Source organism: Bacillus sp. 0209A (assembly GCF_036765095.1).
In the GTDB taxonomy this organism is placed as follows: Bacteria; Bacillota; Bacilli; order Bacillales; family Bacillaceae; genus Bacillus; species Bacillus subtilis_G.
On record NZ_JBAIZV010000005.1, the window covers coordinates 137889 to 151978 of the forward strand.

The 14090-nt window shown below is 46.0% G+C and carries 12 protein-coding genes and 1 pseudogene; 2 read left to right on the forward strand and 11 right to left on the reverse strand.

What is annotated here, in order from left to right:
* Positions 1-60 precede the first annotated feature (60 nt).
* Both V6D44_RS17620 and lrpC read right to left on the reverse strand, forming a co-directional pair.
* The gene (locus tag V6D44_RS17620; protein WP_333516770.1) at positions 61-2247 is read right to left on the reverse strand and encodes a DNA topoisomerase III; all 2187 of its coding nucleotides are present in this window, start codon (positions 2245-2247) and stop codon (positions 61-63) included.
* Between the two features lie 64 nt (positions 2248-2311).
* The gene (gene lrpC, locus V6D44_RS17625; RefSeq protein WP_087992996.1) at positions 2312-2746 is read right to left on the reverse strand and encodes a transcriptional regulator LrpC; all 435 of its coding nucleotides are present in this window, start codon (positions 2744-2746) and stop codon (positions 2312-2314) included.
* A gap of 184 nt (positions 2747-2930) precedes the next feature.
* Between lrpC and V6D44_RS17630 the strand changes: the two genes are divergently transcribed.
* Entirely contained in the window at positions 2931-3221 is a 291-nt protein-coding gene (locus V6D44_RS17630; protein WP_019257503.1) for a DUF3817 domain-containing protein, read from the forward strand.
* Between the two features lie 35 nt (positions 3222-3256).
* On the opposite strand, the gene amj is transcribed toward V6D44_RS17630, so the two are convergent.
* From amj to V6D44_RS17655, 5 genes are all read right to left on the reverse strand, one after another.
* Positions 3257-4066, reverse strand: coding sequence for a lipid II flippase Amj (amj, locus tag V6D44_RS17635; RefSeq protein WP_087992997.1), 810 nt, complete (start codon positions 4064-4066; stop codon positions 3257-3259).
* A 503-nt stretch (positions 4067-4569) separates the two neighbouring features.
* Entirely contained in the window at positions 4570-4992 is a 423-nt protein-coding gene (locus tag V6D44_RS17640) for a pyridoxamine 5'-phosphate oxidase family protein (RefSeq protein ID WP_087992998.1), read from the reverse strand.
* A gap of 76 nt (positions 4993-5068) precedes the next feature.
* The gene (locus V6D44_RS17645; RefSeq protein ID WP_253268830.1) at positions 5069-5620 is read right to left on the reverse strand and encodes a GNAT family N-acetyltransferase; all 552 of its coding nucleotides are present in this window, start codon (positions 5618-5620) and stop codon (positions 5069-5071) included.
* An 87-nt stretch (positions 5621-5707) separates the two neighbouring features.
* Complete coding sequence (lyxE, locus tag V6D44_RS17650; RefSeq protein WP_087993000.1) at positions 5708-6211, reverse strand: D-lyxose ketol-isomerase; 504 nt, start codon at positions 6209-6211, stop codon at positions 5708-5710.
* 15 nt (positions 6212-6226) lie between these two features.
* Complete coding sequence (locus V6D44_RS17655; protein WP_333516771.1) at positions 6227-7087, reverse strand: SDR family oxidoreductase; 861 nt, start codon at positions 7085-7087, stop codon at positions 6227-6229.
* Between the two features lie 152 nt (positions 7088-7239).
* Between V6D44_RS17655 and V6D44_RS17660 the strand changes: the two genes are divergently transcribed.
* A complete protein-coding gene (locus V6D44_RS17660; RefSeq protein WP_176365301.1) occupies positions 7240-7836 on the forward strand; it encodes a class I SAM-dependent methyltransferase in 597 nt (198 codons plus the stop codon).
* Positions 7837-7851: 15 nt separating this feature from the next.
* Here the strand turns inward: V6D44_RS17660 and V6D44_RS17665 are convergent, their stop codons facing one another.
* From V6D44_RS17665 to pbpC, 4 genes and pseudogenes are all read right to left on the reverse strand, one after another.
* Positions 7852-9363 (reverse strand): class I adenylate-forming enzyme family protein, encoded by a 1512-nt coding sequence (locus tag V6D44_RS17665; RefSeq protein ID WP_087993002.1) that lies wholly within the window; start codon positions 9361-9363, stop codon positions 7852-7854.
* Between the two features lie 211 nt (positions 9364-9574).
* On the reverse strand, positions 9575-11659 hold the full coding sequence (gene mtlR, locus V6D44_RS17670) for a mannitol operon transcriptional activator MtlR (RefSeq protein ID WP_253268828.1): 2085 nt from the start codon (positions 11657-11659) through the stop codon (positions 9575-9577).
* A gap of 189 nt (positions 11660-11848) precedes the next feature.
* Positions 11849-11950 (reverse strand): annotated as a pseudogene (locus tag V6D44_RS17675) (aldo/keto reductase); the annotation flags it as partial.
* A complete protein-coding gene (gene pbpC / locus V6D44_RS17680) occupies positions 11943-13949 on the reverse strand; it encodes a penicillin-binding protein 3 (RefSeq protein WP_333516772.1) in 2007 nt (668 codons plus the stop codon). The gene pbpC and the pseudogene V6D44_RS17675, both read right to left, overlap by 8 nt.
* Positions 13950-14090: the final 141 nt, after the last annotated feature.

Here is a 14090-nt window from a genome sequence, read left to right on the forward strand (position 1 = left end):
ATTGAAAAAACGGGTCCTAAGTCCAATAAAAAACCTGTGCGGTATGCACAGGTTTTTCGGTTATTTATCCAAACCGAGTTTCTTCAGCTGTTCTGCCAGCGCGTTGTTAATCGGCTCATCTTTATTATTTTGTTTTTTCATATAAGAGGAAACGTCCCGTTTGGAAGCGCGCCCTTTATCTTTGTTTTTTCGTTTTTCGAATACGGACAGTTTCTCACGGTGACCGCAGACACACGCGAAGGTCTGACCCTCGCCTTGGCCGCGAAGCTCCATTTTTTTATGGCAGTTCGGGCAACGCGCGTTTGTTTTTCGGGCAACCGTTTTTCTGCTTCCGCATTCACGGTCTTGGCACACAAGCATCGTGCCGCGTTTGCCGTTTACTTTCAGCATCATTTTGCCGCATTCCGGACATGCGGTTCCCGTGATGTTGTCGTGTCTGAAAGTCTGGCTGCTGTTTTTGATATCTTTTACCGTTTGGTTAGCGTAAGCTTTCATGTCTTTAATAAAGACAGCCGATTTCAATTTACCGGCGGCGATCACTGACAGCTTTTGCTCCCATTCCCCCGTTAAGGCAGGTGATTTCAAATCCTCCGGAACAAGCTGCAGGAGCTGTTTTCCTTTAGAAGTAATAAAAATATCTTTGTCTTTTTTCTCTATTAAAAAGCTGTTGAACAGTTTTTCAATAATATCGGCCCGTGTTGCCACCGTACCGAGGCCGCCTGTTTCACCAAGCGTTTTGACGAGGCCTTTTTCTTCTCCCTGCATAAAGGCGCTTGGGTTTTCCATCGCTGACAGCAGGGTCCCTTCGTTAAAGCGGGCGGGCGGCTTCGTTTGGCCGCTTGTTTCAGTTAAGGCGCGCACGGCAAGAGAATCGCCTTTTTGAAGTGCAGGGAGTGTCTGATCTCTGTCATCGTCCTGCTCGTCATCTTCATCCGCCATATCATAAACGGCTTTCCACCCTTGCGACTGTATGGTTTTGCCTTTCGCCGTAAAGGTTTCTCCGCCGATTTCTGCGATGACCTTTGTTTCCTCATATTCGAATGCCGGCATTAACACAGCAAGGAAACGTTTCGCAATCAGGTCATATAGCTTTCGTTCTTTATCGCTTAGACTGCTGAGAACGAGCGGCTCTTCGGTCGGGATAATCGCGTGATGGTCTGACACCTTCGCGTCATTGACGTAGCCTTTGTGGGATTTGATGCCGCGTTTTTTAATTTGATTGACATATTGGGCATACGGTTTTACTTCCATACCTTCCAGACGGTCTTTTAATGTCGGGACGATATCACTGGATAAAAATCTTGAGTCTGTCCGCGGATATGTGACGAGCTTATGCTGCTCATACAGCTTTTGCAGCACAGAAAGCGTTTCTTTGGCGGAAAATCCGAAGCGTTTGTGTGCGTCGCGCTGCAGCTCCGTTAAATCATAGAGCGCAGGCGCGAAGCTTTTTTTCGCTGTTTTTTTCAGCTCGGCGATGACCGCTTGCTTTCCGTCGAGGTCTTTTAGCAACCGGCTTGTTACGTCTTGATTGAACGTTCTCGTCTGCTTTGTTTTTTGATCCTGCCAGGTCAGCGTCATGCCATCAACCGCCGCGCGGATGCCATAATACGGAACCGGCGTAAACGCTTGAATGTCGGCTTCACGCTTTGCAATCATGGCAAGCGTCGGTGTCTGCACACGGCCGCAGGAGAGCTGGGCATTGAATTTTGTGGTGAGCGCACGGGTCGCGTTAATTCCCACAATCCAATCCGCTTCCGCTCTGGCGACGGCAGAATGATACAGATTTTCATATTCTTTGCCGTTGCGCAGCTTTTGAAAGCCTTCCTTGATCGCTTTATCTGTCACAGATGAAATCCACAGCCGCTTGATCGGCTTTTTGACATTCGCTTTTTCAATGATCCAGCGCGCAACAAGCTCCCCTTCCCGGCCTGCATCAGTCGCGATGACAATCTGATTGACGTCTTTACGGATAAGCTGGGATTTGACCGCATTGAACTGTTTTCCGGTTTTTTTGATCACCACAAGCTTTAAGGGCTCAGGGATAATCGGCAGATCCTCCAGACGCCATGATTGAAATTCTTTTCCATAGCCTTCCGGATCAGCAAGTGTCACCAAATGGCCTAAAGCCCATGTAACAATATATTGATCACCTTCAAGATAACCATTTCCTTTTTTATGGCACTTCAGCACCCGGGCCAAATCCCGGCCGACTGAAGGTTTTTCAGCTAATACAACTGTTTTTGACATGCTTGATCACTTCTCTTTCTTTCACGCTCATCCTTTTATTATAACAGACTTGAACAAGCACTCTCTAACCGCGCCCGTTTTTCGTGTCAATTTCCGAGAAAATCACGTGAGTGACGGTTTGCGCGTATGGCGAAGTTTTGTTAATGAAATCTTCTACCGCTTCAAGGCTTTCTGCGTTGATTTTCAGCATATAACAAGCCGCGCCGGCAATCCGGTAACAAAATTCGATATGCGGCAATGTTTGAATATAGCTTTTGAACCGCTCGTAATCCGCGTTTTTGACGGTTGCTTCCACAATGCAGGAAACAGGCAGCCCCAGTTTTTTCTGATCGACCTCCAGTGTGTATTGCTTAATGACGCCGAACGATTCAAGCTGCCTCACCCGTTCTGTCACGGATGGCGGCGATAGCTTAATTTTTCTGCCTAATTCCCTCATCGACAAACGGCTGTCCTTTTTCAGCTCCTCAATGATTTTCAGATCAACCTGATCAAGTTTCATGTCAACATCCTTCTTTTATGATTTTGTTCACATTATCTCGGGTATTTTTGTAAATGACAAGACCAGTTCCCAAGAAAAAGCATATAAAAATGAAAGTTTTCCGAACATTTTCTGAAAGCTGTCATACGGCTCTCCGGATTGTTTATCATATAGTATGAAAACGTGTCCACAAGGAGGGCGATTTATGCTGCAAACACCGATCGGAAGACTTCGCACGATGGGTTTTATTGAAGGAATGTCACTCTTAATCCTGCTGTTCATCGCCATGCCGCTGAAATATTGGGCAGGCCTTCCGCTTGCGGTGACCATTGTCGGTTCGGTTCACGGCGGATTGTTCATTTTGTATTTGCTTGTCTTGGCGTATGCGGCCTTCTCTGTCAAATGGCCGCTGAAATGGTCAGCCGCCGGCTTTATCGCCGCTTTTGTCCCATTCGGAAACTTTTTGTACGACCGCGGGTTAAGGAAATATAAATAATTTAAGGCTGGATCTTTATGATCCAGCCTTTCTTATTACAACCACTTTGTCAGCCACGCGATATAGTAGGCGCCCGGAATAAACATCAGCTGGGCGAGGAGTGTCCCCGCCACTCTTGATGTGACCATCGTGACAGAGGTCCATTTTAAATACGTATAGCTTCGTTTTCCTTTTGCCACATCATCGGCAAGAACGGATACCTTTGGGTCAACAAAAATCGCCAGCAACATCGTCGCAATTCCGTTGATTAAACCCGATGCCATGACGGCTGTCGTGCTGCGTTCCGGAGCCAGAAGGCCTGCGTACAAAGCCGAAAGCACACCGATCGTATAAATGGATGTGATCAGCATGTTGATGACAAACAAACGCTTCGGTATCAAGCGGATATGAAATCCTTTTACATACGAAAGAGACGGCAGACGCAAATAGGAAAGGGCATTTTTGAAACCTTGCTTCGAGAATCCCTTTTGGAACACTTGTAAAACAGAGCCGCCGCCGCTCGCCAAGTGAATAATCGCCCGTGAAAATAAAGCGACAAAAGACGGGAGCAGGATAATGCCCAGAAGGGTGCCGACTGTCGATCCGAATATCAAGAAGCGGAACTGCCCGGCGACAATCGCCAGTGCGTTTTTTCCCGCATCATCAATTAAATGTCCGGTAAAGGGCTGCTGCACCATGTTCGACATTCTGGACACGATGACCATGACATTAAAAAGGGAAAGCGCGGACGCAATAAATCCAACGCGGGCTCCGGAAAGCCTGGTGGCGTAGGCTAAGGTTTCTATCGAGTGAATCAGTAATAAAAAACAGAAAATAAAAAGCACTTGTGTTGTCATGACATGCACGTTATTCTTCCTCCAATTTCATCCTAGAGATAAGACTGGAAAGAAGACAAGCAGGTTTCAATGCGATGTGCTTTTTACAATAAAAAAACCGCCGGCATACGCCGAGCGGTTTGTCTTATTCTTTTCTATAGGCAAATAAAGATTATATGATCCGCCAAATCGGGCGGTTAGATTCATGAAGCATTGTTCCGTAGAATCATTCTGGAAAGTAAACACCATGGAATTTTCTTGAACACAAGACAACGAAAGCCCTACCTCTCAATCGTCACTGCGGCTCCGAAGCCGCGCCGGTGTGAATTGTAAAACAAAAAAGTCTTTTTTCCATCTCATCGTTAGGGGCGATTTGTTATGAAGGAAAAGAATAAGGGCAGCTGGTTTGCTGCTTGCGAAGCGGTAAAGCTTCTCTCTCAAACAGAAAAAAGAAGTTTACTTTCTTTTTTATTTGCTTATTATTCTTGCTTAGCAATTCATGATAACATATCGCCCCTGCAATTACAACCTTTTTATAATTCGAGTGAAACTGGCGTCTTCTCTCCGGCATTCATTAATCTAATAGCCTCTGGTTCAATTTCAAGAATCACCAGGTTCGGGTCATCCTTGCCGTCAAACCAGCGCTCTAATTTAGGATTCCAAATTTTATCCTTCAGTTCTGCTGAATTGTTGATCTTGGCTTTCCCGGAAACCTCGACATACGCGTCGCCAAAGCCTTCACAATCATAGCCTAATAAAATATGGACATTGGGGTTGTTCTCAATTTCTTCCGCTTTATGTGTTTCCTTGCTTGTGGGTGTGTAAATCTTCAGCCCATCATGAAAAAAAGTCATGTAGCGGGAATGCGGCTTGCCCTTTTGAACCGTTGCGAGCGAGCCTACTTTGTGATGATCTAGAACATCAAGCACCTTTTGTTTAATGTCTTGCTGATTCATCGTGAATCACTCCTTTTTAACGTCTCCGCTGTTACTTTTCCACATCCGGGGAAGATTTAAACAAGAAAATGCGCCTTTATTTTAATCCTTTCCATTCACGCTTCAGCAAGCTGTAATAGACAAGGTCATGATACCTGCCTTCAATGAATAAGCCATCCCGTGCCGTTCCTTCCTCTTGAAAGCCGAGCCGCTTAGGGACCGCTCTGCTTTTTTGGTTTCCGACAGCCGCACAGAGAGCAACGCGATTCAGCTCAAGCTCATCAAAAGCGTACGTGATGAGTGTTCGGCAAGCAGCGGTAACAATGCCTTTGCCTTCATATTCTTTGGCAATCCAGTATCCGATTTCCGCTTTTCGATTTACTTGATCAAGGTTATGCAGGCCGATCATGCCGCATAGGCTGCCGTCGTATAGAAGCCCCGCTTCGAGGCTGTTCAGGTCAGCATATTCCCGCCGCCAATCTGGAATGATCGTTTCTTTGTACGTTTCAACGCTGCTTGGGTTTTCCGCCCAAAATAGCCACTGGCCGAGCCGCTGTTGATTTTCGATAACGAGTTCGGCAAGCCGCTCCGCATCCTTTGGCTCCAATAATCGGATGGTGATGCGCTCATTTACCTTGCAGGTGAACATTCCCTCGCCCTCTTTCCTTTTTTACCCATTATAACGATGATTCCGTTTTTTTCAATACAAAAAAGGATGGGCTGTTAAGCCTCATCCTTATATTCTTGGATCGGTAAAGATATCATGTTTATCTGTGCTCGTCGAAGACATTTCCGTCACCACGGCACCTTCTTCCCCGGCTTGGAACCAATGCTTTGTGTTCGGCGGAATCGTGTATTGCCCGCCCGGTTCAAGTTCAATTTCGTGCCAGACCGTATAGTGTTCACTGTCCTCATGCGGCGGAAGAACCTTTGGAAGCTGCGTTTTTTCTCCTTCTACGTAAAGATACACTTTTCCGTAGCGGCAGCGGAATGTCTCCTGCTTGCCTTCTTGGCCGTCGACCGGCGGATGGCGGTGTTCCGGGCAAGTCTGTTCAGGAAACAGCACCAGTTCCTTTGAGCAATAACGGTCTGTATTGACGTAGACGAAGAGCTGGAGTCCGACTTTTCTTTCTTTTCCTAAGCCGTAGTCCATTAGCTGGATTTGGTCTACTTCCTCATCCGTTAATACAATACCGGCTTTTTGATAATAGCTGTTTACTTCCTCTTTCGTGATGCTCATGTGTCTCACTCCCTCTTACGTCGTCACAAAATCTCCGCCGTTGACATGCAGCGTCTGGCCTGTCATGTAAGATGACTCATCTGAAGCCAGCAGCACATAACAGCCGACATGCTCAACAGGCTGACCCGGACGGCCCATCGGCGTATTTTGCCCAAATTGAGCGACTTTATCTTCAGAGAACGTAGACGGGATTAACGGTGTCCAGATTGGACCCGGTGCGACTGCGTTGACGCGGATGCCGTCTTTGACAAGCGCCTGCGCCATTGTTCTTGTAAAGGCATTGATCGCCCCTTTTGTCGCTGTGTAATCAATCAGCGACGGGTTCCCCCGATATGGGTTGATGGATGTCGTGTTGATGATAGCGCTGCCTGGTTTCAGGTAATCAATTGCTTTTTTAGTCAAATAAAATTGAGAATAAAAGTTTGTTTTGAATGTGCGGTGAAGCTGTTCGCTCGTAATATCTTTGATGCTTTCCTTCGGATGCTGTTCACCGGCATTGTTTACAAGGATGTCAAAGCCGCCAAGTTCTTTGACCGTTTTTTCAACCGCTTCATTGCAGAAATCCTCTTCGCCTACATCACCAGCGATCAGCAGGCATTTTACGCCTTCTTGCTCTACACGCTTCTTCGTCTCTTCGGCATCCCCATGCTCATCCTTATACACAATGGCGATATTAGCGCCTTCCTTTGCGTATGCGACGGATACCGCGCGTCCGATCCCGCTGTCGCCGCCTGTAATGAGCGCTGTTTTTCCTTTTAATTTATCCGCTCCTTTATAATTCTCGTACTCATACATCGGACTTGGATTCATTTCGCTTTCGATTCCCGGCTGGCGATTTTGGGTTTGGGCCGGCAGTTCTTTTGGATAATTGGCCATGATGATTCTCCTCCTTTGTTTTCATGTGTCTATTTGTTGTGTACCTCACACGTACTCTGGATAAACATGGATTAGCACCTTCACATTGCTTTATCAGAAAAATGTTTCACATGAAACGCAAGGAGGAAATAACTTGCAAAGGAGGTTACTGAATGATGAACATGCTTTCTAAAACATTCAGCAGGCCAAAGGGCGTAATCGGTATGATTGCCGGGTACATCATGGCTGCTGAAAATCAGACACTGAATCAGTGGACAATAGATCAGCTGGGAATCACACGGGGGGACAGTATTTTAGAAGTCGGATTCGGACCGGGATACTGCTTGCAACAGATGCTGAAACGCGAAAAGGACGTTCAGCTCCATGGGATTGATGTGTCAGAGGCGATGCTGAAGCTGGCCGCCCGCAGAGTAAAATCGAAAGGTGTGCGCTTAATGCAGGGAAGCATCGAGACATTTCCTCTCACCGCCTCGTTCTATGATAAAGTGATTTCTGTTAACAACTACACCATTTGGAATGACCAGACAAAAGGCGTGAAACAGATTTATCGGGCGCTAAAGCCCGGGGGCAGAGCAGCGATTACGATGCAGCCGCGGGAAGCGGACGCCAGCCCTGAGAGAACCAAATCATTTGCAAAACAGATGATTGCTGACTTCAAAGCAGCCGGCTTCGAAGACATTGAGTTGCAATTTAAACACATTAAGCCTGAGCTTTCTGTCTGTGCAACAGCAAAGAAGCCCGCCACATAAGTGACGGGCATTTTTTTACGAATGCACAGCCTGCTTGCGCAAGACGTCTTTTTTCACCTTGCCGAGGTTATTTTTCGGCAGTTCGTTAACGAACTCAACTTCGGGTATTTTGTAAGCGGACAGGCGTTCTTTACAATATGCGATGACTTCCTCTTCCGTTAGACGCTGGCCGCCGTTTGTCACAATAAACGCTTTTGGTTTTTCCCCGTACAGCGGGTCTGGTATACCGACCACCGCTGTTTCAAGGATTCCCGGGACCTGCTGGATGACTTCTTCAACCTGATCCGGATAGACGTTGTCTCCTCCGAAAATAATGACATCCTTGTAGCGTCCAGTAATGAAAATAAAACCATCTTCATCTACATAGCCTGAATCTCCGGTTTTGAACCAGCCGTTTTGCAGCACTTTCGCCGTCGCTTCAGGATTGTCTTCATAGCCTTTAAATAAAAATGGCGTGTGAACAACGATTTCGCCGATTTCCCCTTGAGGGAGTTCTTCTCCCGTCTGAGGATCTTCCACTTTGACTTTAACACCTTCCACAGGTTTCCCCGCAGATGCGGCTTTATCCATTCCCATTTCAGGCATCCATGTGCTGATTCCCCAAGCCTCAGTGCTTCCATAGCCGTGGGCGAGCGGGATGCCGATATCAAGATAGCGGCGAATCAGGCTGCTCGGCACTTTTGTTCCGCCAGTCATTAAAATAACAAGCGAAGATAGGTCGGTTTGGTGTGTTTCCCATGCTTCAAGCAAATACGTGTAAAACACGGGAAGAGCCATCACGGTTTGAACCTTTTCTTCTTCAATGATTTTCAGCATATCAACAGGATCTTGATCCTTTGTAAAAATAAAGGTTGTTTCTGCAAAAGTTCCCAGCATGATGCAAATGAGCGCACTCGTATGATAAATCGGATGGCACGCAAGAAAACGCAGGCCCTTCATACGTGTTGTTGAACTTTTGGACCCTGTTACGTATCTATATATGCCGCCATGTGTGATCATGCATCTTTTCGGGTTTCCGGTTGTGCCGGACGTAAACATCAGAAGCGCTGTATCATCAGGGGAAACCATTTCAGTTTCAGGCAAATGATCAGGACCGGCAAACAGAGCTTCAAATTCAGCAGACGTTTCGTAAGCTGTTCCAGTTGCCATCGTTACAGACAATGAGGACAGTTCAGGAAGAACTTCGTCCAGCTTCTCTTTAAACTCCGCTCCGTAAAACAGCGCTTTCGGTTCACTAGCTTTTAAAATACCTGTCATTTCATATGGTTTGAGCTGCCAGCTGACAGGTACGACAACAGCGCCTATTTCAAGCGCGGCGAACATAATAGTTGAGGCGGGATGTCCGTTTTTACAAAGCAATGCAACACGGTCGCCTTTTTGAATTCCTTTTTGCAGCAGGGCATTCGCCAGCTGATTAATCCGTTTGCGGTAACCTGCATATGTCAGTGTATGGCCTCCGCTTTTTACAGCCTCTATTTCTTCGCTATTCGGCATGTCATGCAGAATCAGATGCTGTAATGTTTCCATATTGTCATCTCCTATATTCTCTTGAATCTTCAATAATTTGTTAGGTTTTCTTCCTCACCTCACCCATTTTAACCCAAAAAAGATAACTTGTAAAACTATTTCATTTTGGAACTATTCCATTAATGAATGATAAAATAGTCCCGCATTTTGTCATTTTGCACACCATCCACATAAAAACACACGCCAATTTTTTGACGTGTGCCATGCGGGATTACAATATGTTTTTTTCTTTCATCCATGTGAAGAATATGCGGTTTAATCGTTGATACAGTCCTTGTTCTCCCTCTCCCTGAAACCCTGCCATGCTTTCTCCGCTTTCGATAATGGCGGAGCTGATCGCGCTTAAAATCTCCGATCCTTCAGCAGATAATGAGCCAGGCGCCATCATTACGAGAATGCGTGTCATGCTGAGGGTATTTCCGTCCATGCCATTCACTTCATAAGAGGTGCTGAGATCATACATTTTGAAAAAAGGCAGGACGATTTCATCATTTTTGAGATGATAAAGCGCCATGTTGGTCCCCGGAATTCCCAATCCCCCTTGTTTCTCCCGCTCCGCCAGGCAAACCGCAGCTTTTTTCGGATCACGGATCAAGCCATCCTCCTTCAGCTGTTGAAAAAGCTCTGACAGAAGCTTGCTATGATCCGAGTTTGTTTGGAGTTGATTAAGTGTAAAGTGGCGCAGAACATCTTGAATGACGGCCATGTACCGCCCCATGCTTTCCGATGCTGCCAGCATGTCAGGCACGTCAGCTTGCTGCGCCTCTTCCTTAGGCGTTCTTTTTTTCTCAAGAATGAGCGGAATTTTCCGCTTGATATACTGTTTTACCTGATTTGCGTCTTCCTCATTTAAAAGCGGACTAACCATAATGTAATCGATGTTTTCGTAAGGAATCGGCACGGTGGAAACAATCATATCATAGGCTTGAACTTTCCTGCCCTTCAGCTCGATCAAGGATGACATATCAAACGATTCAATTTCCGGCAGCTCTTTCTTCAGTCTGGAAGCAAGCATTTTCGAAGACCCGATCCCGCTTGAGCAGACAACAAGCGCTTTCACTTTGGCTTCTTCTTTTTTGATTTCAAGGGCCGAGCCGAAGTGAAGGACGATAAAAGCGATCTCATCATCAGAAAAGGACATGCCCGGAAAATACTTTTCCACGCCTTCTTCGATCGCCATATAAAGCAGAAAATAATCGCGTTTGATCTGTTCCTTCATCGGATTGTATATTTCGATATTTTCTTTTATGCGGCTGACAGCCGGCTCCAAATGGGCAATCAGTCCTTCATATAAAGAATAGTTTTTCGTAAGATCCATTCTGATTTTGTCTGAAATAAAAGCAATGAGCCGCTTTGTATGCAGGGCTGTTTCCAGTTCGATTTCCTGCGCTTTGTATTCTGTTTTGTACTTTCGATTGGCGCTTCGAAGGTGGATTGTAATATAGCCCACCTCCGCCTCCGGAATCGTCACGCCGAAGGCATGTTCAAGTTCGCCCGCGATTTCAAGAGCTGAGCTGTATTCCTTCGCATTCTTCAGTTCCTCAAGCTCATTTTGCTCCATAGCAATGGTTTCCCCAAGCTTGATCCGCTCGATTGCATACGTCAGATGGACGACGAGTGCTATATAAGAGCTGTCGGACAATGAAAAGGCGATTTCTTCTTTCAGCTGAAATAGGATACGCTCCATTTTTAACAGCTCGCCTTTGCTGACTACGCCGAACATTTTCTCTGAAGAATCAGCTTTACCTTTGATGTTTAATTCTACCGCTTCCAAAAACATTTGGATGTCGAGGCGGTTCACAATCAGGTTGCCGACAATTTTACGTTTCGCATTCTCCGGCCCTATGAGCTGGATGCCAATACCTCTTTTACGAATCAGTGTCAATCTAAAGGGAGAAATCCATTTCTCCAGCTCGTCTAAATCATAGCTGACCGTGGCATTCGTCACCTGCAGGTCATGGGCAAGCGTGTACAGCTTGACGGGCTCCTGAGACTCTAATAGCGAACAGAGAATGAGCAGCTTTCGTTCATCCGCGCTGTATTCATGCTGTTCATATGTTAAGTCGGTAAGCAGCTTTTGTTTATTCTCGGGACTTCCCACTGCCTTCAACCCTTTGCCAGGCTGTTTATCGAGCGTAAGCCCGACGGGTTCCATCAGCGGCTTAATTGATTTGAGCTCCCTGTGAATGGTTCTCGTGCTGACTTCCATCAGCTCAGCAAGCTCAGTTACGGTTACATACCGGTTTTGTAATAATAAGTGCTTTAAAAGCTTTTGTTCTCTGGCAGTCATATACATCAAAAAGGCCTCCTAGACAGTCGTGATGTGCGGATGAAGTTGCAAGGAGATACAGGAGAGGAATAAGAGAGGTTTTCTTTATAATATAAAACGCTTTCAAACGAGATTCAATCACTTATAAATGGGAATTTGGCATCAAGCGGTGTGACAATATTGAAAAAGCACCAGCTGCTAAGCTGATGCTTTTTGTTAAGGTATATCGCAACCCTGTGCGGCTGTAAAAATGCGGAACCACTGATCCTGATCAAACTTGTATGCCAGCGTGTTTACCGCGAAGGGTATTTTAATTCGATTGAAATTGCTTTTTCGCTTTCTCAACAACATAGTGGCTGCCGCCGCGGTCCTTCACATTTTGGATCATCATGGCGACAAGCAGGTCTTTGTTTTCGTAATCGTAGCCGACGAACCAGCCATTTTCCGTGCCGTCTTTATCATCTTTTGATGTTTTCAGCTCGGCTGTTCCTGTTTTTCCGGCAACGGTGATTCCTTTCACGACCGGCTGATACGCTGATCCGCGCGCGTCTTCCACAACGCCTTTCAGACCTTTCGTAATGTCTGCCGCTCCTTCCTTCGTGACCACTTGCTTGTGCCAGACATCAGCTGTTTGCGAGTCTTTTTTGATCAGCGTCGGTTTGACGAGATCTCCGTTGTCGACAAATGGCGTGTAAGCAGCTGCCAAGTGAAGCGGAGACATTTGCATTTGTCCTTGTCCGTATCCTGTATCCGCAAGCAAAATGTCTGAATCGAGCTTGTCATTTGCGATAGACGATTGCTGGATCGGGAATTCATACGGAATGTCCTCTGAAAAGCCGAACGTTTTCAACCCTTTTGTAAAGTTGTCTGCTCCCAAATCAAGCGCATTCTGCGCAAAATAAATATTGTCTGACGTAATGAGGGCATTTTCCAGATCGACTTGCTGAAGGCGCTCAGACACACGTGTCACTGAATAGCCGCCCCAGCTTGAATCTTTTTGCCACTCTTTTCCTTTGATTGTTTTCTTCTCATCCGCTTTTAGGGTGCCGTTTTTAATTCCGATGGCAGCCGCAATCGGTTTAATTGTCGAGCCCGGTGCGTATGTCTTGTTGAATTTCGCTGAAAACGGATTGTTCTTATCTTCGTTTAGTTTTTTCCATTCCTTATCGCTCCAGCCGAAAATAAATCCGTTTGGATCGTAAGAAGGCGCGCTGACAAGCGCGAGTGTTTCGCCTGTCTTCGGCTGAAGCGCAACTGCCGCCCCGCTGTCGTCCTTCAATTCATCATATAGCTTCGTTTGCGTCTTGATATCAATGGTGAGGTGAAGATCCTCGCCGTCCTTCGCTTTCTTTTCAGCGATGACTTCTCCGGTTTGCGGAACGTAGATTTTCCATCCAGTTGTGCCCCTTAGTTTGTCTTCATACACATTTTCAAGTCCGGTGATGCCGATGTTTGACGTATCGCTGTATACTCCGTCTTTCTTTTTCTTCAGCTCTTCCGCAGTAATGGCGCGGACATAGCCTGTCAAATGGGCTGTCTTTTCGCCATACGGATAATAGCGGGAGCTGACATTCGTTCTCGTTACACCTTTTAATGACGTCGCCTCAGACACTAACTTTTCTTGGTCCGGCTTGACCTTTTTGACCGGCACAAACGAATCGTCTTTCACCCAGCCTTGATCCAGCTTTTTCTTGATGTCGTCTTCAGTCAAATCAAGTTTTTTCGCGAGTTCTTTTATGACTTTTTCTTTTTTGTCGCCAAGCTCTCCGGGAACAATGCCGATTTCCGGCACATCTGTATTGATGGCTAAACCTTTCCCGTTTTTATCGTAGATTTGGCCGCGTTTTGGTTCAACGCTGGCGATTTGCACTGTTTTATCATCAGCCAGCTGCTTGAAAATAAACGATGGGTTCCAATCTATATTCCATGACTCCTCGTCATCAGTTTTTTCTTTTTTCAGCACTGCGGTATTTTTGAAGCTGACTTTGCCCGCATTTGTGTCCATGCTGACTTTATACGGGATGTGCTTCATCGTCTTGTTATCTTTGTCGCCCTCATCCACTTCTCCCGCAGTGACTTTCAGATTTTTTACGCCTGCCTGCTCATAGATGGTTTTATATCTGCTGACGAAATCTTTTTTGGAGATTTCTTTTTTGACATCTTTGGTCAGGCTCTGATACATGTCATCGAATTGCTGATCGTTCCACTGTTTCACGAATGCTTCCATGCGATCCTCTGGTGAATCTGTCTTGGAGCATCCGATTAACCCAATCAATCCGACGCATAGAAATACTAGTAGAATACACTTTTTTAACATGACTTTCCCCTGCCTTCCACTTGTTATTTTCTCTTATATGAATTGGTGCACGCAAGATTTTTTTGAAAATGAAGGAAAAGGTTCACCGATTTTGCAGAAATCTCCTGTCGTTTGCTGTAGACTATTTGAAAAGAAGGAAAG